This is a genomic window from Paracoccus haematequi (assembly GCF_900631945.1).
GTDB lineage: Bacteria > Pseudomonadota > Alphaproteobacteria > Rhodobacterales > Rhodobacteraceae > Paracoccus > Paracoccus haematequi_A.
Genome location: NZ_UZWE01000014.1, coordinates 1 through 23457, shown reverse-complemented (window position 1 = coordinate 23457; position 23457 = coordinate 1). Strand labels below are relative to the sequence as shown.

The window sequence follows — 23457 nt, the reverse complement described above, 5'->3', positions numbered from 1 at the left end:
AACCTCACAACGGTTTTGACTAGACAAATCCGACCAAATCAGCGGCTGACCCGCATTTACCAACCAGCAAAAATCAGCTTTGGAAAAACGGCGGCATTGAATAAAAACACGGCCGTCATGTGATAATCGCGCCGCTTCGGCCTGGGGATAAGGTTTGCCTTCGGATCACATCGTTTATCTGACGGGCCTTTATCCCGCCGTGTCGCATACCTTCATTCTGCGCGAGGTCGCCGCCCTGCGCGCCATGGGGCTGCGGGTGACGACCTGTTCGGTCAACCGGCCCCAACCCGCCCATCTGATCGGCCCTGATGAACGGACGGCGGCGGGGACCACCTTCTATCTGCTGGCCGCCGCTTGCAGGCCGCTGACCCTGCTGGCCGCCGTGGGTCGGGCAATCCGCAGGCCCCGGCGACTGGCGCGGGCCGCAGGCATGTTGCGACACAGCGGCGCGACGGGGATCGGCGGCCATACCCGGCAAGTGGCCTATCTGATCGAGGCGATGGTGCTGGCGCGGTTTCTGGACCGATCCGGCGCCACGCGGATCCACAACCAGCTTGGCATGGCCTCGGCCTCGGTCAGCCTCTATGCCTCGGTTCTGGCGGGGATTCCGTTCAGCTTCACCCTGCACGGCCCGGACGATTTCCTGGAAGGCCCGTCGCGGCAGATGGCCGCCAAAATCGCATCGGCGGATTTCGTCGCCTGCATCAGCGCGTTCTGCCGCGACCAGGCCCGGCAGCGATGCGACAGCCGGGACTGGCCCAAGTTGCAGATCGTTCGCTGCGGGATCGACCCCGCCGCCTATCGCCGGGCCGACCGGACGCCGCCCCTGCGACGCCTCTTGTTCGTCGGCCGCCTGGTGCCGGTCAAGGGGGTATCCGTCCTGATCGGGGCGTTCGGCCGGATCGCCCGCGACTGTCCCGATGCCGTCCTGACCATCGTCGGCGACGGCCCCGACCGCGCCGGGCTTGAGGCGATGGCCTCAGGCCTGGGGCTGGGCGGCAGGATCGCCTTTACCGGCGCCCAGAACCAGCAGCAGGTCGCCGCCCGGATGGCCGAGGCCGACCTGTTCGTCCTGCCCTCGTTCGCCGAGGGGCTGCCGGTCGTCCTCATGGAGGCGATGGCGTCCGGCCTGCCGGTGATCGCCACCAACATTGCTGGCATCCCCGAACTGGTCGAGGACAATGTCACCGGGCGGCTGGTCGAGGCCGGGGATGAACGGCAGCTGGCGCGGGCGATGCGGGACTGCCTGACCATGCCGCTGCCCGCGCTGACCATGGCCCGACAAGGGCAAATCCGCGCCTCCCGCGATCACGACATGTGGACCGAGGCACGGCGCCTGGCCCGCTTCCTTCAGGCATCGGGCAATCGGCCAGCCTGAGACCCTGCCGCCCGCGCCTTCCCGTCCCGGAACGAGGCCATGATGACGATCGCGGTCGAGGTCAGGACGAAGCGGGGGATCCGACAGCCAGCCCGATCCAGCCAGACCAGGGCCGCCAGGCGCGCGGGCTGCAATCCGGGCCGACGATGAACAGGAACAGCGCCAGTTCCGCGACATGGATAGGGGATTGCGCGTCGCGGCGGCGGTCACGGGGTGACCGTCATCCTGGACAGGCGGCTCCGGTGTCGATCCAGGCCCGCGTCAGCTGGCCGAAGATTTCCTGGCTGCCGGGGGCGGGCTCGCGGCCCACGCCGGGGTGCCAGCCCCAGCCGACCAGGCCGTCATGGGCGTTGTGTTCGTGAAGCTCTTCCAGCGTCTTGCCGCCGTTGCGTTCGGGATCCTTGATCTGCTGGCAGATCTCGCCCAGGGACAGGCCGACCCAGCCCATGCTGACCGGGGCCAGCGACCAGGGTTCGTGCCCCGGAATGCTGCCCTGGCCGCCGGTCAGGGTCACATTCTCGGCCCCGTGGCAGGTGTTGCAGGTCATCCCCGGCGCGCCGAAATCGGCCTCTCCGCGCACCACGGGCGGATCGTGGGGATGCATGTCGTCGCCCTGCGTCGGCCCGCCGGTGACCGGGTGGCAGTTCAGGCAGCGCGGATGGGTCAGCACCTTGCCCATTTCCTGAAACAGGGCGGCGGACCTTTCGGCCTTGTCGGCGATGGCATCGAAGGCGTCGGGGGTTTGCAGGTCGTCCTGCGCCCAAAGCGGCGCGGCGCAGAACAGCGCCGGGACAAGAACGGCCGTGACTGATCTCATGAAATCGCTCCGCCGAAAGGAAGCTGGTATTGCCGGGCGCCGTTCAAGGCGCGCCAGGCATTGGCCATCGCCGGGGCCAGCGGCGGCACGCCCGGTTCGCCGACGCCGGTCGGATCCGCGGCGCTGCGGATGATCGAGACCTCGACCGCCGGCATCTCTGCGATCCGCAGCATCGGATAGTCGTGGAAGTTGGATTGCTCGACCGTCCCGCCCGGCGCCAGGGTGATGCGGCTGTGCCGCGCGGCGGACAGCGCATAGCCGATGCCGCCCTCCATCTGCGCGCGGATCACGTTGGGATTGACGGCGATGCCGCAATCGACGGCGCACCAGACGCGGGTGACGCGCGGGGTGCCGCCGCGATCCTCGACCTCGACCACCTCGGCGACATAGGTGCCGAAGCTTTTCGCGTAAGCGATGCCATAGCCCTTGCCGTCGCGGCGCGGTCCCTGCCAATCGGCCATGCGGGCGGCCTCGGCGATCGCGGCGCGTTCGCGCGCGGCCTCGGGCGGCAGCAGGTCCAGGCGGCCCTGCACGGGATCCTTTCCGGCGGCCTCCAGAACCTCGTCCAGGAAGGTCTCGACCGCATAGGCGGTGTGGGTGTGCCCCACGGACCGCCACCACAGCACACTGACCGGGCTTTCCATCCGCGCCCAACCGATGCGCCGCGCGCCCAGGCGGTAGGGCAGGCCGGTGGAGCCTTCGAACGAGCTGTTGTCCGGGCCGCCCTTCAGCATCGCCTCCATCGGCGTACCCGCCATGATCGACTGGTTGGCAACGACGTTTTCCCAGGCGACGATGGCACCGTCCGCATCCAGGCCGGCGCGCAGGCGGTGGACGGTCATCGGGCGGTAATAGCCGCCCTTCACGTCGTCCTCTCGGGTCCAGACCAGCTTGAAGGCGCCGTCTCGCCCGGCGGCCTTGGCGATTGCACCGGCTTCGGCCGCAAGATGGGCCGAGCCCTGCGCCCGCCGACCGAAGGATCCGCCCGCCATCAGCACGTTGATCGTCACGTCCTCGGGCGCGATGCCCAGGGCGCCCGCGATGGTGGGCTTGTCAAAGGACGGGAACTGGCTGCCGAACCACAGCTCGGCCTTGCCGCCCTTGGTCTCGATCACCGCATCCAGGGGTTCCATCGGCGCATGGGCCAGATAGGGGAAACGGTATTCGGCCGTCAGCACCCTGGCCGCGCCGTCGATGGCTGACAGGTCGCCCTCTTCCTCGACCGTCTCGCCACCCTGGGCGGCGGCCTCGGCGAAGGCTGCGAACATCTGGGTGGAGCTGCGCGTTTCCGCCTTGCTGTCGTCCCATTCCAGGATCAGCGCGTCGCGGCCCTTCATCGCGGCATAGGTGTTAGTCGCATAGACCGCCACGCCCGAGGGCACGGTCCGCACCATCTCGACCCCTTTCACCGCCAGGGCGGCGCTGTCGTCCACGCGGGCCAGGGTCGCGCCGAACCGGGGCGGATGCGCCACCACCACGGTCAGCATCCCGTCGCGATAGACATCCATGGTGAACTGCGCGGTGCCGGTGGATTTCGACGCGCTGTCCAGCTTGGGCCGGTCGGTGCCGATCAGCACGAAATCGGCGGGGGCCTTGACCGGCGGATCCTCGGGCACCGGCTGGCGGGCGGCGGCGGTCGACAGCGCGCCGAAGCCGGACGACCGGCCCGAGGCCTCATGCGCGACGACCCCCGCCTTGACGGTGATCTCGGAGGCGGGGACGCCCCATTCCTCGGCCGCTGCGGCGACCAGCATGGCGCGGGCGGCGGCGCCGGCCTTGCGCATCTGCATGAAGCTGTTGGCGATGGCGGTGGACCCCCCGGTCCCCTGCGCCCCGAAGGCGAGGTTCGCATACAGCCTGTCGTCGGCGGGCGCGCCTTCGGCCCGCATCTGCGACCAGTCGGCGTCCAGTTCCTCGGCCACCAGGGTCGCAAGGCCGGTATAGGGCCCCTGCCCCATCTCAAGGTGCTTGATCATCACCGTGACCAGATCGTCGGTCCCGATGCGGACAAAGGCATTGGGCGCGAATGGCCCGGCCACGGTCATCTGCGCCCGACCCCGCCCGACCGGCAGCGTCACAGCCAGAAGCAGCCCGGTCCCGCCTGCCAGAAATCCCCGGCGCGTCGTCGGAATGGACATGGTCAGCCCTCCAGCGTCCGGGCGGCGTCGTGGATGGCCTGCCGGATCCGCACATAGGTGGCGCAGCGGCAGATATTTCCCGCCATCGCGTTGTCGATGTCCTCGTCGCTGGGCTGCGGGATCTGTTGCAGCAGGGCGGTCGCCGACATGACCTGCCCGGACTGGCACCAGCCGCATTGCGGCACGTCGATGGCCGTCCAGGCCGCCTGCACGGCGGCGACCTCGGGGCCTTCCATGCCCTCGATGGTGGTGACCTCGCTGCCCTCGATCATGCCGATGGGGGTCACGCAGGACCGCCGGGGCATTCCGTCCAGCATCACCGTGCAGGCGCCGCATTGCGCGATGCCGCAGCCGAACTTGGTGCCGGTCAGGCGCAGTTCGTCGCGCAGGACCCACAGCAGCGGCGTTTCGGGATCCACGTCCAGATCGTGATCCCGGCCATTCACACGAAGTCGCGTCATCCCTGGCCTCATTCGCTGGGTCCGGGAATGATGGACCGGCTGCGGGCCAGGTCAAGAAAAAACCGGGCTGCCGCGCCCATCCGCCGACCGGCGGGCTGCGATCGGACAGGCTGACGACACGGCCCAAAGATCGACACGATGGCAACAAGGCCGACATCTCTGCCGTCCCGGCGCTTCTGGACGGATGTCCCGCACCGCGCCACCTGCCCGCCGACAGGGGATCGGACGCGAACAGCCTGCGAAGCGCCTTGCGGCGACCAGAACAAGGGCCGTCATCCCCGCCACGCTCCGCAACCATGACAGGGCGGGCCTGTCAGGGCTGGATCGTGCAGCAGCCCGACAGCAGCCTGGGCTGGTCGCCATGCAGCACGATCGTCGCGGACAGGCCGAACAGCCGGTCCGACATGCCGTCCGAACAGATCTGCGGCTGGGCAAACAGCGTCACGTCCCGTGCCACGACCACCCGCGCGGGATCGCGGAAGATGCCCGTATCCAGCACGGTCTGAACGGGGCGGCGGTCGCCCGCCTGATCCTCGGGGCTGCGCAGGACCAGGTCGCCCGCTTCCGGCCTCGCGTCCCAGAACGGCTCTGTCCCCAGGCAGCGGAAACCGGCGGGCAGCGCGCCCGGCTGCCAGACATCGGTGCGATAGGCCAGATAGCGCATGGAAACCCAGCCCGACGCCTCGGCCGTGTTGACCCGGCCCCAGCCGCGCCGTTCCTCGACAACCTCGATCCGTCGGGCGTCGGGGGCCAGGGTGCCGATGATCGTCGCCTGGGCGTTCGGTTCGGCCCGGATGTTCAGGACATCCCCCGTGGCGACGCCCGCCACGTCGAACAGGGTGGGCAGGATGTATTCCTGCGTCGCGGCGGCGGGACCGGCCAGGGCAAGGGTCAGGGCAAGGGTTGTGCGCAACATCGGGGCCTCCGTTCTGTCCGGCGCAGTCTAGCCGGTTCGGCGCCAAAGGCCACCGGGGTCCGTTCACGGATGGTTCCCCCCGCCCGCCGAAGCGGCTAGAACGGCCCCATGACGACGCGCCTGACCGCAGACCAAGACCTGACCGCCGCCCTGGCGCGGACGCTGGCCGCCACGGCGCGGCCCGGCGACACGATCCTGCTGGACGGGCCGGTGGGGGCGGGCAAGACCCATTTCGCCCGCGCCTTCATCCGCGCCCGCCAGGGTGACGCGGCCGAAGACGTGCCCAGCCCGACCTTCACGCTGGTCCAGACCTATGACGACCCCCTGGGCACCGAGATCTGGCACGCCGACCTGTATCGCCTGACCGATCCGTCCGAACTGGCCGAACTGGGCCTGGACGAGGCGCTGACAGAGGCCATCTGCCTGATCGAATGGCCCGACCGGCTGGAACGCCTGCCGGACGGCGCGATCACCATCAGCATCGCCGCCCAGGATGACCCGGATCTGCGCGACATCACCCTGATCGCCCCGGACGCCGCCCGCATTGCCGCCCGCGCGGGGTTCGTGGCGCAGGCGGGATGGGGGGATGCGCGGATCCTGCCGCTGGCGGGCGACGCCTCGGCCAGGCTCTATTTCCGGCTGGAGGCGGCGCAGGGCCGCGCGGTGCTGATGGACGATCCCTCGGGCGCCTGCACGCCCTTCGTGGCGATGACCGGCTGGCTGCGCGGCCACGGCTTCGGCGCGCCCGCGATCCTGGCGCAGGATCCGGCCGGGCTGCTGCTGGTCCAGGATCTGGGCGACGATCTGGTGGCCCGCGTGCTGGAACGCGACCCGGCGCTGGCGCCCGCGATCTATGATCGGATCGCGGATCTGCTGGTCGATCTGCACCGCCATCCGGTGCCGGATTTCGTGGCCGCCCTGGACGGGCCGGCCCTGGCCGACCAGGCGGGCCTGTTCGCCGAGTGGTATCCCCAGGCGGCGGGCGCGACGGGCGGCCACGACATCGCCCCCCTGATCGACCGGCTTCATGCCGACCTTGCCGCCGACATTCCCCCGGTGCTGGCCCTGCGCGACTTCCATGCCGAGAACCTGATCTGGCGGGGCGAGGCGCCGCTGGGCCTGATCGACTATCAGGACGCGGTGTCCTGCCATCCCGCCTATGATCTGGTTTCGGCGCTGCAAGACGCGCGGCGCGACGTGGACCCCGGCATCGAGGCCGCCTGCGTCAGCCGCTATCTGGCCGCGTCCGGGCTGGACCCGGACCGCTTCCGCGCCGCCTATGCGCTGCTGGGGGCGCAGCGGAACCTGCGGATCCTGGGAATCTTCACCCGGCTGTGCATCCGCGACGGCAAGCCGCGCTATCTGGATTTCATGCCGCGCGTCTGGGGCCATGTGCAGCGCAACCTGGCCCATCCCGCGCTTGCGCCCCTGGCGCGGGCGGTCGCCGCACTGCCCGCCCCGGACGCCGCCGTCATCGAAAGGATCCGCGCCCGATGCGCCCGCTGATGATCTTTGCCGCCGGGCTTGGCACGCGGATGCGGCCGCTGACCGACAGCCTGCCCAAGCCGCTGATCCCGGTGGCGGGCCGCACCCTGCTGGACCGGGCGCTGGATCTGGGCCGAGACGCCGGGGCAGGGCCGGTGGTCGTGAACACGCATTACCTGGGGGACCAGATCGCCGCGCATCTGGCGGATCGCGACGTGGCGATCAGCGACGAACCGGGCACGATCCTGGACACCGGCGGCGGTCTGCGCCAGGCGCTGCCTCTGCTGGGACAAGGCCCGGTGATGACGCTGAACCCCGATGTGGTCTGGACCGGGCCGAACCCGCTGGCCGCCCTGAACGCCGCCTGGCGCGACGAGATGGAGGCGCTGCTGATGCTGGTGCCGCTGGACCGGGCCACCGGGCGGCAGGGGGCCGGCGATTTCAGCCTGGATGCGGCGGGCCGGATCAGCCGCCGGGGCGATTTCGTCTATGGCGGCGCGCAGATCATCCGCCCCGACCGGCTGGCCCGGATCCCCGATGCCGCCTTTTCGCTGAACCGGCTGTGGGATCTGCTGATCGCCGAGGGCCGGGCCTTCGGCATCGCCCATCCCGGCGGCTGGTGCGACGTGGGCTATCCCCAGGCGATCCCCCTGGCCGAGGCGATGCTGGATGCGTGAGCCTGCCTTCCGCGGCCTTTTCGCCCTGCCGCCGGGCGTCGATTTCGCCCATGAATTCGTGACGGGCTTCCTGGACCGCATGGCCGGACAGCCGCCCGAGGCGATGGCCCGCGTCACCATCTATGCCAATGCCGCGCGCACGCTTGCGGAACTGAAATGCGCCTTCGACCTGCGCGGCCCGCTGCTGCTGCCGCGCCTTCTGCCGGTCACGAACCTGGACATCCCTTCGCTGCTGGACCAGCCCGAGGCCGCGCCCCTGGCCCGGCGGCTGCAACTGGCCCGGCTGGTGGCGGGGCTGCTGAGGACGCGGCCGGATCTGGCATCGGGCCATTCCATCGCGGCGCTTGCCCGGTCGCTGGCCGATCTGATGCAGGAAATGCAGTCCGAGGGCCTGGCCCCCGACGCGCTGGAAGGCATCGACACCGGCGATCACGCCCGGCACTGGCAGAACGCCCTGGTCTTCCTGCGCATCGCCGCGCGGTTCCACCTGGCCGGCCCGCCGATGGACCGGGCCGCGCGCCAGAGGCTGGCGGCGGAAACCCTGCTGCACGACTGGTCGCGGGGCGTGGGCCTGCCCGACGGGCCGGTGATCGTCGCCGGATCGACCGGATCGCACGGCGCCACGCGGCTGTTCATGCAGGCGGTGGCCAGCCTGCCCGAGGGCGCGGTGGTGCTGCCGGGCTTCGATTTCGACCAGCCCCAATCGGTCTGGGACGGTTTGGACCACGCGTCCGAGGATCATCCCCAGGCTCGTTTCGCGCCCCTGATCCGCGCCCTGGGCCGCCCGGCCCGCTGGACCGCCACCCCGCCGCCGGTGCCCGCGCGCAACCGGCTGGTATCGCTGGCGCTGCGCCCCGCGCCCGTCACCGACCAGTGGATCGCCGAAGGCCCGCGCCTGCCCGACCTGATCGCGCCGACCGAGGGGCTGACCCTGATCGAGACCGAGCAGCCGGGGCAAGAGGCCGAGGTGATCGCCCTGATCCTGCGCGACGCCGCCGAACGCCACGCCCCCGCCACGCTGATCGCGGCGGACGGCAACCTGATCCGGCGGGTCAGCGCCGCCCTGGACCGCTGGCGGCTGTGCCCGGACGAAAGCGCGGGCCAGCCCCTGTCGCTGACCGGGCACGGGTTGTTCCTGCGCCAGATCGCCGCCCTGTTCGGCGAGACGCTGAGCATCGACCGCCTGCTGGTGCTGCTGAAGCATCCGCTGGCCCTGACCGGATCGCCCCTGGTGGGCGCGAACGAGGCGCGGCTGCTGGCCCGCGACCTGGAACTGGAACTGCGCCGCAACGGCCCGGCCTTCCCGGACGGCGAATGCCTGCGCAACTGGGCCTCCAGGGGCGACGCGCTGCGCAAGACCTGGGCGGAATGGCTGGCCGACATGCTGGACCGGATCACGCCGCTGGCCCAGGACCGCGCGCCCCGTCCCCTGCCCGACCGGCTGCGCGACCTGATCCGCCTGGCCGACGCGCTTGCCGCAGGACCGGGCGGCGATGCCGCCGCATCCCGGCTGTGGCAGGAGCGAGAGGGCGCGCTGCTGCGATCGACCATGGATCATCTGGCGGAACACGCGGCCCAAGGCCCGGATCTGGGCGCGCAGGATTTCTGCGCCCTGCTGCTGGACGAACTGCACCAGCAATCCGTGCGGATCGACGGCGACGCCCATTACCTGCATATCCGCGGCCCGCGAGAGGCGCGGATCGTCGGCCACGGCCTGGTGATCCTGTCGGGCCTGAACGAAGGCGGCTGGCCCCAGCAACTGACGCCCGATCCCTGGCTGTCGCGGCAGATGCGGCTGGCCGCCGGGCTGCCGCTGCCGGAACGCCAGATCGGTCTGGCCGCGCATGACTTCCAGCAGGCGATGGGCCTGGACCAGGTGATCCTGACCCGCGCCCGCCGCGATGCCGAGGCGGAAACGATCCCCTCGCGCTGGCTGAACCGGCTGACCAACCTGATGGGCGGGCTGCCCGAACGCAGCGGGCCGCAGGCGCTTGCGGCGATGCGGGCGCGGGGCGATGCCTGGCTGGCCCTGGCCGCGGCGGTGTCCCGGCCCGCGCGCGCGCTGCCGCCCTGCCCCCGGCCCGCGCCGATCCCGCCCGCGCCGCCCTTCCGCGACCTGCCGGTGACGGATGTGTCGCTGCTGATCCGCGACCCCTATGCGGTCTATGCCAAGCGCGTCCTGGGCCTGCGCCCGCTTCCCGCGCTGCGTCCCGAACCCGATGCCGCCCTGCGCGGCCAGACGCTGCATTCCATCGTCGAGGCCTGGCTGGGCACCAGGCCGGATCCCGGCATGACCCACGCGGCGCTGAAGGCCCGGTTCCTGGCCCTGACCGCCGCGATCCTGGAACGCGACGTGCCCTGGCCCGCCGCCCGCGCCTTCTGGGCCGCGCGGATGGAGCGGATCGCCGACCGGATCGTCGCCGACGAACTGGTCCGCCTGGCCGAGGGTCGCCCGGTGATCGTCGAAACGCGCGGCAAGGTGGCCCTGGGGGGGATGGACTTCATCCTGACCGCCAAGCCCGACCGGATCGACCTGCTGCATGACGGGCGGGTGATGATCTATGACTACAAATCCGGCAAGCCGCCCACCGACAAGCAGATCGCGGCTTTCGACAAGCAGTTGATCCTGGAAGCCGCGATGGCCCGGCGCGGCGGCTTCGACGCGATTGGCCCGGTCGATGTCGCGGGCATCCGCTATATCCAGCTGGGAGGAGAGGGCGAGACCCAGATCCGCGAACATTCCCCCGACCTGGAGGACGAGAACTGGGAAGGCTTCGTGCGGCTGATCGCGGCCTATCTGGCGGGGGACACGGGCTTCACCTCGATGCGGGCGCCCGAACAGACCAGCTATGCGGGCGATTACGATCATCTGGCGCGGTTCGGCGAATGGTCGCTGGCCGATGCGCCGCATGTGGAAAAGGTCGGGGTCGAACAGGGGAATGGGCATGAATGAGGCCAGCCTGAACCAGATCGCCGCGGCCGATCCGCTGCGCTCTACCTGGCTGACGGCCAATGCCGGGTCGGGCAAGACCCGCGTGCTGACCGACCGGGTGGCGCGGCTGCTGCTGGCGGGGACGGCGCCCGAACGCATCCTGTGCCTGACCTATACCAAGGCCGCCGCGACCGAGATGCAGAACCGTCTTCTGCGCCGCCTGGGCCAATGGGCGATGCTGCCCGAGGACGATCTGCGCCGCGAACTGGCCGAACTGGGCGAGGACCGCGAGCCCGACCTGGCCGAAGCGCGCCGCCTGTTCGCCCGCGCCATCGAGACGCCGGGCGGGCTGAAGGTCCAGACCATCCACAGCTTCTGCGCGGCCCTGCTGCGCCGCTTCCCGCTGGAGGCGGGCGTGCCGATGGGGTTCCGGGAACTGGACGACCGCTCGGCCCGCGTGCTGCGCGCGCAGATCCTGGACCGGATGGCCGCCGACGGCGATCCGGCGATCCGCGACCTGACCTCGCTTGTCTCGGGCAACGACCTGGACGGATTCCTGTCCGGCCTGTCCGAGGCCGATTTCGCCCGCGATCCCGATCCCGCGTCGATCTGGCGGTCCTTCGGCCTGCCGCCGGGGCTGGATCAGGCGGCGCTGCTGGCCCGCGCCTTCGACGGGGCCGAGGGCGACCTGCTGGGCGCGCTGATCCCGATCCTGTCGCGCAGCGGCGCCAAGGACAGCAAGCTGGCCGAACAGCTTGCCCAGGGCAACTGGCGCGAACCGGGCCTGGCCGACCTGCATCTGCTGTGCAAATGCCTGCTGTTCGGCGCGACCGCCAAGTCCCCCTTCGGTCCCAAGATCGGCGATATCCCGACCAAGGCGCTGCGCCAGGGCGCCTGCGCCCCCTTCATGGCCGATCTGGACGCGCTGATGGCCCGCGTGGCCGATGCGCGCCCCTTGGCCCTGGGCCTGACGCTGGCGCAGAAGACCCTGGCCCTGCACCGCTTCGCGCACAGGTTCACCCGGCTGGTGGCGGTGGAAAAATCCGCGCAGGGCTGGCTGGATTTCGACGACCTGATCCGCCGCACCGCCGAACTGCTGGAGGAATCCAGCATGGCGCAATGGGTTCTGTGGCGGCTGGACGGCGGCATCGACCACATCCTGGTGGACGAGGCGCAGGACACCAGCCCCGAACAGTGGCGGGTGATCCGGCGGCTGACCGACGAATTCACAAGCGGTCAGGGCGCGCATGACCGGCCGCGCACCCTGTTCGTGGTGGGCGATCCGAAGCAGTCGATCTATTCCTTCCAGGGCGCCGACATCGCGGTCTTCGAATCGATGCGCGACCGCTTTCGCCAGGATTTCGAGGCCGTGGCCCAGCCCATGCAGCAGCGCGGGCTGGCCCATTCGTTCCGGTCATCCCCGGCGATCCTGTCGCTGGTGGATACGGTGTTCCAGGGCGACGCGGCCGAAGGGTTGGGCGACCCGCCCCGCCACATCGCCTTCCGGGACGGGCTGCCCGGCCGCGTGGACATCTGGCCGCCGCTGCCGGAACCCGACAAGCCCGACCGCGGCGACTGGACGACGCCGGTGGACGCCCCCGCCGAAAACGCCGCCGACACGCAACTGGCCCGTGCGGTGGCGCGCGAGGTCGGGGCCATCATCGGCACGCCCATCACCGACGCCAAGACCGGCCAGATCCGCGCCATCGGGCCGGGCGACATCCAGATCCTGGTGCAGCGCCGGGCCGGGCTGTTCGACGACCTGATCCGCGAATTGAAGGCAGCGGGCCTGCCCGTGGCGGGCGCCGACCGGCTGAAGCTGGCCGCCGAACTGGCGGTGCGCGACATCACCGCCACGCTGTCGGTGGTCTCGACCCCCGAGGACGACCTGTGCCTGGCCGCGATCCTGCGGTCCCCCCTGTTCGGGCTGACCGAGGACGACCTGTATCGCCTGGCGGCGGGGCGCGGCCGGGAATTCCTGTGGCAACGGCTGCGCGCGTCGCCGCATCGCCCGGCCTACGAGGTGCTGAACGACCTGATGTCCAAGGCCGACCAGTTGCGGCCCTATGAACTGATCTCGCGCCTGCTGGTGCGCCACGGCGGCCGCGCCGCCCTGCTTGCCCGCCTTGGCCCCGAGGCCGAGGACGGCATCGACGAATTGCTGTCGCAGGCCCTGGCCTATGACGCGGTGGAAACGCCCTCGTTGACGGGGTTCCTGGTCTGGCTGGGCCGCGACGACGTGCAGGTCAAGCGGCAGTTGCCGGGCGGCGGCGGCGGGCTGATCCGGGTGATGACGGTCCATGGATCGAAGGGGCTGGAAAGCCCGGTGGTGATCCTGCCGGAAACCCGCAAGCGCCGGGCCGGGCGCGGCCAGCCGCTGATCCGCCTGGACGACCGGCCCGCCTGGCGCGGCAGCGCCGCCGATCGGCCCGACCCGGTGGCGGACGCCGTCACCGATCTTGAACTGCGTCAGGAACAGGAACGGCGGCGGCTTCTGTATGTGGCGATGACGCGGGCGGAAAGCTGGCTGATCGTGGCAGCGGCGGGCGATTGCGGATCCGGGCTGGAGTCTTGGCATTCGATGATCGCCACCGGCGCCGAACGCTGCGCCCTGCCCCGCGCCGACATCCAGATCGAGGGCATCGGCACCGCGCAGCGCCTGTCCTTCGGCGACTGGCCCGATCTGCCGGTCAGCCTGGCGCGCGCGACCCCGCCGCAGATGCGCCGCCCCGACTGGTCCGACCGGCCCGCCCCGCCGCCGCCGCCGCGCCAGCGGGCAATGGCCGCCACCGCCCTGGGCGGGGCCAAGGTGATCGGCGGCCCGGACGGGGACGGCGATCCGACGGCGGCCATGCTGCGCGGCACCCGCCTGCATCTTCTGCTGGAGCGCCTGCCGCACCTGCCGCCCGCCGATTGGCCGCAACGCGCCCGCGCCCTGCTGGCAGGGGCCGATGGCGGGCTGCCCGACGCGGCCGAGCTGGCGGAACTGCTGGCCGAGGCGGCGGCGGTCATCACCGCCCCCAACCTGGCCGGGATCATGGCGCCCGGTCCCGGCGCGCAGATCCTGTCCGAGGTCGCGCTGACCGCGCCGCTGCCGGGCCTGGGCATGATCCATGGCGCCATCGACCGGCTGATCGTCACCGACGACCGGATCCTGGCGGTGGACTATAAATCGAACGCCGTCGTCCCCGGTCGCCCCGAGGACACGCCCGAAGGCATCCTGCGCCAGATGGCCGCCTATCGCGCCGCGCTGCGGATGATCTGGCCCGGACGGCCGGTGCGGATCGCGGTGCTGTGGACCGCCGCCCGCAGCCTGATGCCGATCCCCGACCCGGTCCTGGATCAGGTCATGGCCGCCCTTGACCGGCGCGCCATGGCTTCCTAGCTGTAGAACCTGCCTTGCCGCATTCCCGCCGGCACCCATGAAGGAGCGAAAGCATGGCCACCGTGCATGTCAACGACAACCAGTTCGACAGCGAAGTCCGTCAGTCCGACACCCCGGTCGTGGTGGATTTCTGGGCGGAATGGTGCGGCCCCTGCAAGCAGATCGGCCCGGCCCTGGAAGAACTGTCCGCCGAATATGCGGGCCGCGTGAAGATCGTGAAGATCAACGTCGATGAAAACCCCGAACAGGCCGCCGCCCTGGGCGTCCGCGGCATCCCGGCCCTGTTCCTGTTCAAGGGCGGAGAGGTCGTGTCGAACCGCATGGGCGCCGCCCCCAAGGCCGCGCTGAAAAGCTGGATCGACGAATCGATCTGACCTGTCCCTGCCGGTGAAGGGGCGGCGGCCTTGCACGGGCCGGCCGCCCTTTTTCATGGCTGCCGACCGCCGGTCGTCGGCATCCTCTCGGCACCGGGCGAAGGGGCGATGGCTTGCGAAGCCGGGGGCGCGGCCATATCTGCAAGCCGAACGGTAAGGAAGATCCCGATGGCAGATGACAGATTCCCCGGCTGGCACGGCACCACGATCCTGGCGGTGCGGCGCGGCGGCAAGGTGGTGGTCGCGGGCGACGGACAGGTCAGCGTCGGCCCCACGGTGATGAAGGGCACCGCCCGCAAGGTTCGCCGCCTCAGCCCCGGCGGGCGCGACGTGGTGGTGGGCTTCGCCGGATCGACTGCGGATGCCTTTACCCTGCTGGAACGGCTGGAAAAGAAGCTGGAAGCCGCGCCGGGCCAGTTGCAGCGCGCCTGCGTCGACCTGGCCAAGGACTGGCGCATGGACAAATACCTGCGCAATCTCGAAGCCATGCTGATCGTCACCGACGGGCGCGAACTGTATGTCGTGACCGGCGCGGGCGACGTTCTGGAACCCGAACATGACGTGGCCGCCATCGGATCGGGCGGCAACTTCGCCCTGGCCGCCGCGCGCGGGCTGCTGGAAGGCGGCGGCGACGCAGAGGCCGTGGCCCGCAAGGCGATGGCCATCGCGGCGGATATCTGCGTCTATACCAACGGCAACCTGACGGTCGAGGTCATTGGCGGCTGACATCTCCTTCACGCCGGTCACCACCGCCGACCTGCCACTGCTGGCGGCTTGGCTGGCGCAGCCGCATTGGCGCGACTGGTGGCGGGACGACGCCGAAACCGAGCTTGGCTTTATCCGCGACATGATCGAGGGCCGCGACAGCACGCGGCCCTTCTTGTTCCGGCTGGACGGCCGGCCCGTGGGCTATGTCCAGGTCTGGCGCATCGCGGATGCGCGGGTGGACCCCTGGATCACGGAGGCGCCCTGGGTGATGGACCTGCCCGACGATGCCGTGGGGGTCGATCTGTCCATCGGCCCGGCGGACCTGCTGTCGCGCGGCATCGGCTCTGGCGCGCTGGCGGGGTTCGTCGCCCTGCTGCGGGCCGAGGGGCACCGGACGATCCTGATCGACCCCGATGCCGCCAACCTGCGGGCGGTGCGGGCCTATGAAAAGGCGGGGTTCCGGCCGATCCCGGAGTTCCTTGGCCGCACCGGCGGCTGCCTGCTGATGCGGCACGAGGCGGATCCGGCGTCCTGACCCGCCCGTCGGCCGCCGCGCTGTTCCGCCGCCCTTCAAATTTCCGGCCTGAACCTATATCTGCCGGACAGACCACAAAGGCAGACCCATGACCGACCTGACCCCGCGCGAGATCGTATCCGAACTGGATCGCTTCATCATCGGCCAGAAGGACGCCAAGCGCGCCGTGGCCGTGGCGCTGCGCAACCGCTGGCGCCGCAAGCAACTGGGCGACGACCTGCGCGACGAGGTCTATCCCAAGAACATCCTGATGATCGGCCCGACCGGCGTCGGCAAGACGGAAATCAGCCGCCGCCTGGCCAAGCTTGCCAACGCCCCCTTCATCAAGGTCGAGGCGACCAAGTTCACCGAGGTGGGCTATGTCGGCCGCGACGTGGAACAGATCATCCGCGACCTGACCGACGCCGCCATGATCGACACCCGCGAACGGATGCGCGAGGCGGTCAAGGCCCGCGCCCACAAGTCCGCCGAGGATCGCGTGATCGAGGCCCTGGCAGGCAAGGACGCGCGCGAGGGCACCCGGCAGATGTTCCGCGACAAGCTGAAGCGCGGCGAACTGGACGACACCGTGATCGAACTTGAAGTGCAGGACACCTCGAACCCGCTGGGCGCGATGGAGATTCCCGGCCAGCCCGGTGCCAGCCTGGGCGGCATGATGGATCTGTCGGGGCTGATGAAGGCCTTCGGCGGGCGGCGCGTCCGGCGCAAGGTCACCGTGTCGGAAAGCTATGACCTGCTGATCGCCGAGGAAGCCGACAAGCTGCTGGAAGACGACGCCGTCAAGGCCGCCGCCCTGGACGCCGTGCAGCAGAACGGCATCGTCTTCATCGACGAGATCGACAAGGTCTGCGCGCGGGCCGATGCGCGGGGCGGCGACGTCAGCCGCGAGGGCGTGCAGCGCGACCTGCTGCCGCTGATCGAGGGCACGACCGTCAGCACCAAATACGGCCCGGTGAAAACCGACCATATCCTGTTCATCGCCAGCGGCGCCTTCCATGTGGCCAAGCCCAGCGACCTGCTGCCGGAATTGCAGGGCCGTTTGCCGATCCGCGTCGAACTGCGCGCCCTGACCGAGGACGATTTCATCCGCATCCTGACCGAGACCGACAACGCCCTGACCCGCCAGTATACCGCCCTGATGGCGACCGAGGGCGTCACCGTGGGCTTTGCCGACGACGGCATCGCGGCGCTGGCCCGCATCGCCGCCGAGGTGAACGCGGCGGTGGAAAACATCGGCGCCCGCAGGCTGTACACCGTGATCGAGCGCGTGTTCGAGGAACTGTCCTTCAGCGCCCCCGACAAGGGCGGCGAGACGGTCCAGGTCGACGCGGCCTATGTCGAACGCCACCTGGGCGACCTGGCGCGGTCCACGGATCTGTCGCGTTACGTCCTTTGACGGAACCGCCCGCCCCGGTCTAGGGTTAGCGAAGCGGAACAACGGGACAGGGCGATATGGGTTACGTCTTCGGAATCATCATCTTCGTGCTGGATGTCTGGGCCATCGCCTCGGTCATCAACACGAATGTCAGTCTGGGCACCAAGATCCTGTGGATCGCGCTGATCGCCATTCTGCCGGTGGTCGGGCTGATCATCTGGTACTTCATGGGGCCGAAGGCCAATTACGGCTAGGCGCTTGGGGACTGGCCCAGCACGCATTTCTCTGACAGGTTTGCCGCAACCGTTTCCGTAGAGGTGGCGTGTGCGGCATCTTCTTTTGTCCTTCGTCCTGGTCTTGGCGGCCTGCGCGCCGCGCGGTGCCCTGGTGATGGCGCCTCAGGGGTTCCAGCCGCCCATCGCGGAAACGATCTGGGTCGCCTCGCAACGCGGCCTGTCGGGCGAACACATGCCGCAGCCCTGGTATTCGCGCCTCGACGTGTCGGTTCCCGTGGACCGGGGGCCGGGCAATCTGGCCTATCCCCGGCCCGACGGCGACCCCGACAGCCAGTTCCTGATCAGCGGCGGCGGCCGCCTGGCCGATGCCACGGCATTCCGCCGCGCCATCGAACGCGACCTGGCCCGCCATGCCCCGGACGACCGCGACATCATCCTGTTCGTGCATGGCTATAACTACAGCTTCGCCGAGGGGGTCTATCGCACCGCCCAATTGGCGCACGACCTGCAACTGCCGGGGATCCACGCGCATTTTTCCTGGCCGTCGCGGATGAAGCCCTATGCCTATTCGGGGGACCGGGACGCGGCGCTGTATTCGCGCGACGGGCTGGTCCAGGTGATCGATCTGCTGGCGCAGGCGCGGGGCCGGGGGCGGATCGTGCTGATGGCGCATTCCATGGGCGGGCAGCTGCTGATGGAGGGGTTGCGCCAGATGGCGCTGTCGGGGCGGCGCGACCTTCTTGACCAGATCGATTCGGTGATCCTGATCTCGCCCGACCTGGATCTGCGGCTGTTCCGGTCCCAGGTCCGCGCCATCGGGCTCCTGCCGGACCCCTTCATCATCATGACCTCGCCCCGCGACCGGGCTTTACAACTGTCGGCGCTGATCTCGGACGAGCCGCTGCGGCTGGGCAATATCCCCGACGCGCGTCCGGTGGCCGACCTGAATGTCGTCGTGGTGGATACCGGCGCCTTCAACACCGGCTATGGGCATTTCAACGTGGCCGATTCCCCGGCCCTGCAAAGCATCCTGGCGCAAACCCGCGACCTGGACCGGATCCTGCCCGACCGGGGCGGGTCCGGCCCCGACCTGATCGGCGGCGCGGTCAGCCGGGTCGAACAGGCGGTCCAAGTGGTGCTGTCGCCCGCCTTCTAGCCGCCCCGGCGCAGATAGACGTAATAGGCCCCCTCGCCCCCGTGCCGGTAATGCGCGGCCGTCACCTGCTGGACCACCGGCGCCAGCGGCGGCATGTGCAGCCAATGCGGCACCTGATGGCGCAGCGCGCCGGGGCGGGTCGGCAGCGGGCCGTGATCGCCGCGCCCCTTACCGGTGATGACCAGCACCAGCCGCCGCCCCTGGGCATGGCTGGACAGGATGAAGCCGATCAGTTGGGGATGGGCGGCGGCTAGGGTCAGGCCATGCAGATCCAGCCGCGCCTCGGGGGCGATCTTGCCCTGGGCCATGCGGCGATGGACCTTGTGATCCATGCGCAGGGGCTGCTGCGACAGCCGCTGCGCGGGCGAATGAACCTGCGTAAGGGACGCGGCAGGACGCGACTGGGCGGCCTGACCGATGCTGAAATCGGCCAGGGGCGCGCGCGGCGGCGGCGCGGGGGGTTTGGGGGCCGGGCGGATGTCGGACTCTGCGGCGGGCCGGGGCCGTTCGGGATGCAGCGGCACGGCGCTGCGGGCGACGCGCGACCACAGTTCTCGGTCCTCGGGGGTCAGGCCCCGGCGCCGGGCCATCAGCCGGTCGCGACCAATTGCCAGTTCGGATCGTCCTGGCCCATGCGGCGGGCAAAGGTCCAAGTGTCGCGCTGCTTGCGCGGCGCCTTGGGATCGCCCTCGATGACGTTGCCGTCGGCGTCGCGGGTCGAGGCGATCAGTTCGCCGACGAAGCGGACCGAAATCTCGGCCATGCCGGTGTCGCGGTCGTATTCCGCCCCGGCCAGGGCGGTTTCGCGCGTGCCGACATACTGGGCGGTCACCGTCTGGCCGTTGGCGGCGCGCGCGTCGATGACCGACTGGAACGCCTCGGCCACAGGCTCGGCCAGGAACGCCCGCACCTCGGACAGGTCGCCGCGTTCGAAGGCCATCAGGATCATCTCATAGGCAGATTTCGCGCCGTTCAGGAAATCCGTCACGCCGAAGGACGGCTCGGCCGCCTTCATCGCGGCCAAGGCGCGGGCGGTGGCGCTGCCCGCCGGGGCGTGGTCCAGGATGTCATGATCCTCCTCGGTCGCGGTGCCCTCGATCACGTCGAAGCGGGGGCGCGGGGCTTCGGGGGCATCGACCTGAGGAGGCTCGTACCCGCCGCGCGTTCCCAGGACATTGCGCAGCCGCAGGATCAGGAAAATCGCGATCCCTGCCAGGACAAGCAACTGCAACAGCGGGTTATTCATGCGATTGGCCTCATATCCGTCTTGGCTGGTATCTGCGATCTGCGCCATTATGTAGGGATCAGGGCGGGGCAAGTCCAGTTATCCCCGGCCCGGAAGGGGAATCCGCATGTGGTTGTTGTGGCTGTTCATCTTGCTGCCCATCGTCGAGATCGCGCTGTTCATCCAGGTCGGCGGGCTGATCGGGGTCTGGGCGACGCTGGCCCTGGTGGTGCTGGCCTTCGTGCTGGGCGTGGCGGTGATCCGCAGCCAGGGCAACCAGGCCTGGGCGCAGGCACAGCGCAGCCTGGCGGAATTGCGCGACCCGGCCCGGCCGCTGGCCCATGGGATGATGCGGATCCTGGCGGGCCTCCTGCTGATCGTGCCGGGCTTTTTCACCGACATCGTCGGGCTGCTGCTGCTGATCCCGCCGGTGCGCGACCTGATCATGCGCCAGGCCTCGCGGCGGATGCGGGTCACGACCGTCCACATGACCCGGCGCGAGACCCATCGCCCGCCCTATGCCGACGGCGTGATCGACGCGGATTACGTGGTCGAGGACGTGCCGCCCGCCCGCAGCCGTCCCCCCGTGGACCTGCCCGAGGATCTGGCCGACGATGACGGCCGCCCCGCGCCGCGCGGCAATTCCGGCTGGACGCGGCATTGAGGCCATGACCCGCGCCTGATAGAAAGCCGTCGACAGCGATCCTTCAAGGAAAGACCCATGGCCGACGAAACCAACCCGAACGGCGCGGCGCCCGCAGCCCCGCAAGTGCGGATGCAGATCCTGGCGCAATATATCCGCGACCTGTCCTTTGAAAACGCGGTGGCGACCAAGGGCGCGCCGCAGGGCGAGGTCCAGCCCGAGATCACCGTCCAGGTCAGCCTGGACGCCCGCAAGCGCGCGGGCGACAACCAATACGAGGTGATCTCGAAGTTCCGCGTCACCTCGACCAACAAGGGCGACAACTCGACCCTGTTCCTGGCCGAGCTGGATTACGGCGGGGTGTTCCTGATCGAGGGCGTGCCGGAAGACCAGATGCACCCGTTCCTGATGATCGAATGCCCGCGGTTGCTGTTCCCCTTCGTGCGGCGGATCATTTCGGACGTGACGCGCGACGGCGGCTTCCCGCCCTTCAATATGGACCCGGTCGATTTCGTGGCGCTGTACCGCCAGGAACTGGCGCGCCGCGCCCAGTCCCAGCAGGCGGGCGCTCCGGCGGATCAGCGGCTGTCCTGACGGGCCATGGCCGCCCGACCGCGCCGCGCCTGGCAGCGGATGCTGTCGGGCCGGCGTCTGGATCTGCTGGATCCGACGCCGCTGGACATCGAGATCACCGACATCGCCCACGGGCTGGCCTTCGTTGCCCGCTGGAACGGCCAGACGCAGGGCGACTGGCCCTATTCGGTCGCCGAACATTCGCTGCTGGTGGAAGATATTCTGGGGCGCCTGAATCCGGGGATCGAAACCCGCTGGAAACTGGCCGCGCTTTTGCATGACGCCCCCGAATATGTGATCGGCGACATGATTTCCCCGGTCAAGGCGGCGCTTGGCGCCGAATACGGGCAAATGGACGAACGCCTTGCCGCCGCCATTCACCGCCGTTTCGGCCTGCCAGCGGCCCTGCCCTCGGCAATCAAGACGAAAATCAAGGCCGCCGACCGGATTTCAGCCCGGCTGGAGGCCGTTCAAATCGCCGGTTTCAGCGAAGCCGAGGCCCGGCGCCTGTTTCCCCTGCAAAACGACGCCATTATGTCTGTCCTGCATATCCAATTGCGCCCCCCGGCGCAGGCGCGGGCGGCGTTTCTGGATCGCTTTCACACACTGATGGAAACGGCAGACAATCCCGCCTGATCCAGGCCGTCCGCAAGGCGGGCGGCCTTGACGAAAAGGCATTCAGATCAGCAGGTCGTCCAGTTGCTTGCCGCCATCCAGGCTTTCCTGGACCCAGCGGGGTTTGCGGCCACGGCCGGTCCAGGTCATCGTCGGATCGCTGGGATTTGCGTATTTCGGGGCGACCGTGCCCGACCGCCGGGGTTTTGCGCCGGTCAGGTCGGACAGGTTGAAACCATGCTCGCGCGCCGCTTCTTCGACCGCCGCCAGGGCTTCGCGGCGTTTCCGATCTTCATAAGAGTTAATCGCGCGGTCCAGTTTCCCCCGAAGATCACGCAGTTCCTTAAGCGTCATCTTGTCCAAGTCAAAGTTCATTTCGTCTACACCCGTATTGAATTGCTAATTCGCAATTTGATACAAGTCCCTTTCAATTACAAGACGGCTTAATATCTTTAACGGGGTCCGCGTTTGTTAACGGGGTCCGCGTTTGGCAAGAATACGCTGAAGGGTGCGCCGATGCATATGCAAACGCCGCGCGGTTTCGCTGACATTGTGGTCGCATTGCTCGTAAACCCGCTGGATATGTTCCCATCTGACCCGATCGGCGGACATCGGGTTATCGGGCGGCGGCGGCAGGGATTCGCCGCTGGACAGTAACGCAGACGTTACGTCATTCGCATCGGCGGGCTTTGCCAGATAATCCGTCGCGCCCATTTTCACCGCCGCCACGGCGGTCGCGATGGCCCCGTATCCGGTCAGCACGATGATGCGCGCGTCGGCCCGCAGCTCGCGCAGCGCCTCGACCACGTCCAGCCCGTTGCCGTCCTCCAGCCGCAGATCGACCACGGCATAGGCGGGCGGCGCCTGGTGGATCATCTTCAGGGCGTCCGCAACACTCAGGGCTGTTCGCGTGGCAAAGCCGCGCTTTTCCATCGCGCGGGCCAGCCGCGTCACGAAGATTTCATCGTCGTCCACCAGCAGCAGTGATGGATCGGAACCGGGATTCGTCCGGGACAGGGTATCGTCTTCCATAAGATGCCTAACCGACCTTGCGTGATCAGCAACACTGCCGCAAGGACGGGTCGGGGGCAATCACTTCTCAGCCAAGGGCATCCACGAAGCAGCCGACGCGCTCGGCCATCGCCTCGGGCGAGGTGTCGCGGGGGAAGAAGGCGACGGTCTGGTTTCCGGGCAGAACCAGATAGGTATTGGTCATGTGATCGACCAGGTAATATTCCTGGTCCTCCTCGTCATTGGCCTTGTAGTAATTCCGCCAGCCCTTGTTGACGGCGGCGATTTCATCCTCGGATCCGGTCAGGCCGATCATGTCGTCGGAAAACAGGCTGGTGAAATCGGCCACCACCTCGGGCGTGTCGCGGCGCGGATCGACGGTGATGAAGACCGTCTGCACGTCCTTGCCCTGTTCGGCCAGCAAGGCCGCGGCCTCGGCATTCCGCGCGCTGTCCAGGGGGCAGACATCGGGGCAGAAGGTATAGCCGAAATACAGCAGCGACGGTTTGGTGAAAACCTGTTCCGCCGTGACGCGCTGCCCGTCCTGGCGGGTCAGGGTGAAGTCGGTGCCGAAACTGTCCATGCCGCCCGCCACCGCCCCGGCATTGCATTGGGCAAAGCGGTCACCGCCGTCGCGGCTTGCCAGCCAGGCGCCGCCCGCGCCCAGCAGGGCAAGGGCTGCAACGCAACCGATCAGCAGGATCTTGCGGTCGGCCATGATCTAACTCCTTCATTGCGCCCGAAGCGGCGCATTGATCGCCCATCCCGCCGCGCGTATCAAGGTCCGCAACGCCGCACCCCCCTGGACCCCATGCCC

23 protein-coding genes are annotated in these 23457 nt (G+C 69.3%); 14 read left to right on the top strand and 9 right to left on the bottom strand.

Annotated elements, in window-relative coordinates; all coding sequences use genetic code 11:
- Positions 1 to 154: 154 nt before the first annotated feature.
- On the top strand, positions 155 to 1378 hold the full coding sequence (locus PARHAE_RS00700) for a glycosyltransferase (RefSeq protein ID WP_126152686.1): 1224 nt from the start codon (positions 155 to 157) through the stop codon (positions 1376 to 1378).
- Positions 1379 to 1598: 220 nt separating this feature from the next.
- On the opposite strand, the gene PARHAE_RS00695 is transcribed toward PARHAE_RS00700, so the two are convergent.
- From PARHAE_RS00695 to PARHAE_RS00680, 4 genes are all read right to left on the bottom strand, one after another.
- A complete protein-coding gene (locus PARHAE_RS00695) occupies positions 1599 to 2195 on the bottom strand; it encodes an Isoquinoline 1-oxidoreductase subunit (protein ID WP_126152685.1) in 597 nt (198 codons plus the stop codon).
- Positions 2192 to 4333: a xanthine dehydrogenase family protein molybdopterin-binding subunit gene (locus PARHAE_RS00690; RefSeq protein WP_126152684.1), complete on the bottom strand. Its 2142-nt coding sequence runs from the start codon at positions 4331 to 4333 to the stop codon at positions 2192 to 2194. The genes PARHAE_RS00695 and PARHAE_RS00690 overlap by 4 nt, the downstream gene beginning before the upstream one ends.
- A gap of 2 nt (positions 4334 to 4335) precedes the next feature.
- Complete coding sequence (locus tag PARHAE_RS00685) at positions 4336 to 4794, bottom strand: (2Fe-2S)-binding protein (protein ID WP_080620214.1); 459 nt, start codon at positions 4792 to 4794, stop codon at positions 4336 to 4338.
- Positions 4795 to 5107: 313 nt separating this feature from the next.
- Entirely contained in the window at positions 5108 to 5710 is a 603-nt protein-coding gene (locus PARHAE_RS00680) for a COG3650 family protein (protein WP_126152683.1), read from the bottom strand.
- 108 nt (positions 5711 to 5818) lie between these two features.
- Between PARHAE_RS00680 and tsaE the strand changes: the two genes are divergently transcribed.
- The 10 genes from tsaE to PARHAE_RS00630 all read left to right on the top strand — a co-directional run bounded on the left by tsaE (position 5819) and on the right by PARHAE_RS00630 (position 18573).
- Entirely contained in the window at positions 5819 to 7216 is a 1398-nt protein-coding gene (gene tsaE, locus PARHAE_RS00675) for a tRNA (adenosine(37)-N6)-threonylcarbamoyltransferase complex ATPase subunit type 1 TsaE (RefSeq protein ID WP_126152682.1), read from the top strand.
- A complete protein-coding gene (locus PARHAE_RS00670; RefSeq protein WP_241232615.1) occupies positions 7204 to 7872 on the top strand; it encodes a nucleotidyltransferase family protein in 669 nt (222 codons plus the stop codon). Before tsaE ends, PARHAE_RS00670 begins: the two co-directional genes overlap by 13 nt.
- The gene (gene addB, locus PARHAE_RS00665; RefSeq protein ID WP_126152681.1) at positions 7865 to 10825 is read left to right on the top strand and encodes a double-strand break repair protein AddB; all 2961 of its coding nucleotides are present in this window, start codon (positions 7865 to 7867) and stop codon (positions 10823 to 10825) included. The genes PARHAE_RS00670 and addB overlap by 8 nt, the downstream gene beginning before the upstream one ends.
- Positions 10812 to 14189: a double-strand break repair helicase AddA gene (gene addA, locus PARHAE_RS00660; protein ID WP_126152680.1), complete on the top strand. Its 3378-nt coding sequence runs from the start codon at positions 10812 to 10814 to the stop codon at positions 14187 to 14189. The genes addB and addA overlap by 14 nt, the downstream gene beginning before the upstream one ends.
- A gap of 53 nt (positions 14190 to 14242) precedes the next feature.
- Positions 14243 to 14563: a thioredoxin gene (trxA, locus tag PARHAE_RS00655; protein ID WP_126152679.1), complete on the top strand. Its 321-nt coding sequence runs from the start codon at positions 14243 to 14245 to the stop codon at positions 14561 to 14563.
- A 168-nt stretch (positions 14564 to 14731) separates the two neighbouring features.
- A complete protein-coding gene (gene hslV / locus PARHAE_RS00650) occupies positions 14732 to 15289 on the top strand; it encodes an ATP-dependent protease subunit HslV (protein WP_126152678.1) in 558 nt (185 codons plus the stop codon).
- Positions 15279 to 15806 carry a GNAT family N-acetyltransferase gene (locus tag PARHAE_RS00645; RefSeq protein WP_126152677.1) on the top strand — a complete coding sequence of 176 codons (528 nt, stop codon included), beginning with the start codon at positions 15279 to 15281 and terminating at the stop codon, positions 15804 to 15806. The genes hslV and PARHAE_RS00645 overlap by 11 nt, the downstream gene beginning before the upstream one ends.
- Before the next feature lie 88 nt (positions 15807 to 15894).
- Positions 15895 to 17202: an ATP-dependent protease ATPase subunit HslU gene (gene hslU, locus PARHAE_RS00640; protein WP_126152676.1), complete on the top strand. Its 1308-nt coding sequence runs from the start codon at positions 15895 to 15897 to the stop codon at positions 17200 to 17202.
- A gap of 56 nt (positions 17203 to 17258) precedes the next feature.
- Positions 17259 to 17435 (top strand): PLD nuclease N-terminal domain-containing protein, encoded by a 177-nt coding sequence (locus PARHAE_RS00635; RefSeq protein WP_126152675.1) that lies wholly within the window; start codon positions 17259 to 17261, stop codon positions 17433 to 17435.
- A 70-nt stretch (positions 17436 to 17505) separates the two neighbouring features.
- A complete protein-coding gene (locus PARHAE_RS00630; RefSeq protein ID WP_241232614.1) occupies positions 17506 to 18573 on the top strand; it encodes an alpha/beta hydrolase in 1068 nt (355 codons plus the stop codon).
- On the opposite strand, the gene PARHAE_RS00625 is transcribed toward PARHAE_RS00630, so the two are convergent.
- Both PARHAE_RS00625 and PARHAE_RS00620 read right to left on the bottom strand, forming a co-directional pair.
- On the bottom strand, positions 18570 to 19163 hold the full coding sequence (locus tag PARHAE_RS00625) for a Smr/MutS family protein (protein WP_126152674.1): 594 nt from the start codon (positions 19161 to 19163) through the stop codon (positions 18570 to 18572). The genes PARHAE_RS00630 and PARHAE_RS00625 overlap by 4 nt on opposite strands.
- Positions 19163 to 19819: a Tim44/TimA family putative adaptor protein gene (locus PARHAE_RS00620; protein ID WP_126152673.1), complete on the bottom strand. Its 657-nt coding sequence runs from the start codon at positions 19817 to 19819 to the stop codon at positions 19163 to 19165. The genes PARHAE_RS00625 and PARHAE_RS00620 overlap by 1 nt, the downstream gene beginning before the upstream one ends.
- A 106-nt stretch (positions 19820 to 19925) precedes the next feature.
- On the opposite strand from PARHAE_RS00620, the gene PARHAE_RS00615 reads away from it, so the two are divergent.
- From PARHAE_RS00615 to PARHAE_RS00605, 3 genes are read left to right on the top strand one after another with little or no spacing between them, the layout of a single operon-like run.
- Positions 19926 to 20462, top strand: a complete 537-nt coding sequence (locus PARHAE_RS00615; protein ID WP_126152672.1) for an FxsA family protein — start codon at positions 19926 to 19928, stop codon at positions 20460 to 20462.
- A 57-nt stretch (positions 20463 to 20519) separates the two neighbouring features.
- Entirely contained in the window at positions 20520 to 21035 is a 516-nt protein-coding gene (gene secB, locus PARHAE_RS00610) for a protein-export chaperone SecB (RefSeq protein WP_126152671.1), read from the top strand.
- A 6-nt stretch (positions 21036 to 21041) separates the two neighbouring features.
- Positions 21042 to 21650 (top strand): HD domain-containing protein, encoded by a 609-nt coding sequence (locus PARHAE_RS00605; RefSeq protein ID WP_126152670.1) that lies wholly within the window; start codon positions 21042 to 21044, stop codon positions 21648 to 21650.
- 42 nt (positions 21651 to 21692) lie between these two features.
- Here PARHAE_RS00605 and PARHAE_RS00600 read toward each other — a convergent pair whose 3' ends face one another.
- The 3 genes from PARHAE_RS00600 to PARHAE_RS00590 all read right to left on the bottom strand — a co-directional run bounded on the left by PARHAE_RS00600 (position 21693) and on the right by PARHAE_RS00590 (position 23358).
- A complete protein-coding gene (locus tag PARHAE_RS00600; protein ID WP_126152669.1) occupies positions 21693 to 22004 on the bottom strand; it encodes an H-NS histone family protein in 312 nt (103 codons plus the stop codon).
- Positions 22005 to 22100: 96 nt separating this feature from the next.
- Positions 22101 to 22661, bottom strand: a complete 561-nt coding sequence (locus PARHAE_RS00595; protein ID WP_126152668.1) for an ActR/PrrA/RegA family redox response regulator transcription factor — start codon at positions 22659 to 22661, stop codon at positions 22101 to 22103.
- 67 nt (positions 22662 to 22728) lie between these two features.
- The gene (locus PARHAE_RS00590; protein ID WP_126152667.1) at positions 22729 to 23358 is read right to left on the bottom strand and encodes an SCO family protein; all 630 of its coding nucleotides are present in this window, start codon (positions 23356 to 23358) and stop codon (positions 22729 to 22731) included.
- Positions 23359 to 23457: the final 99 nt, after the last annotated feature.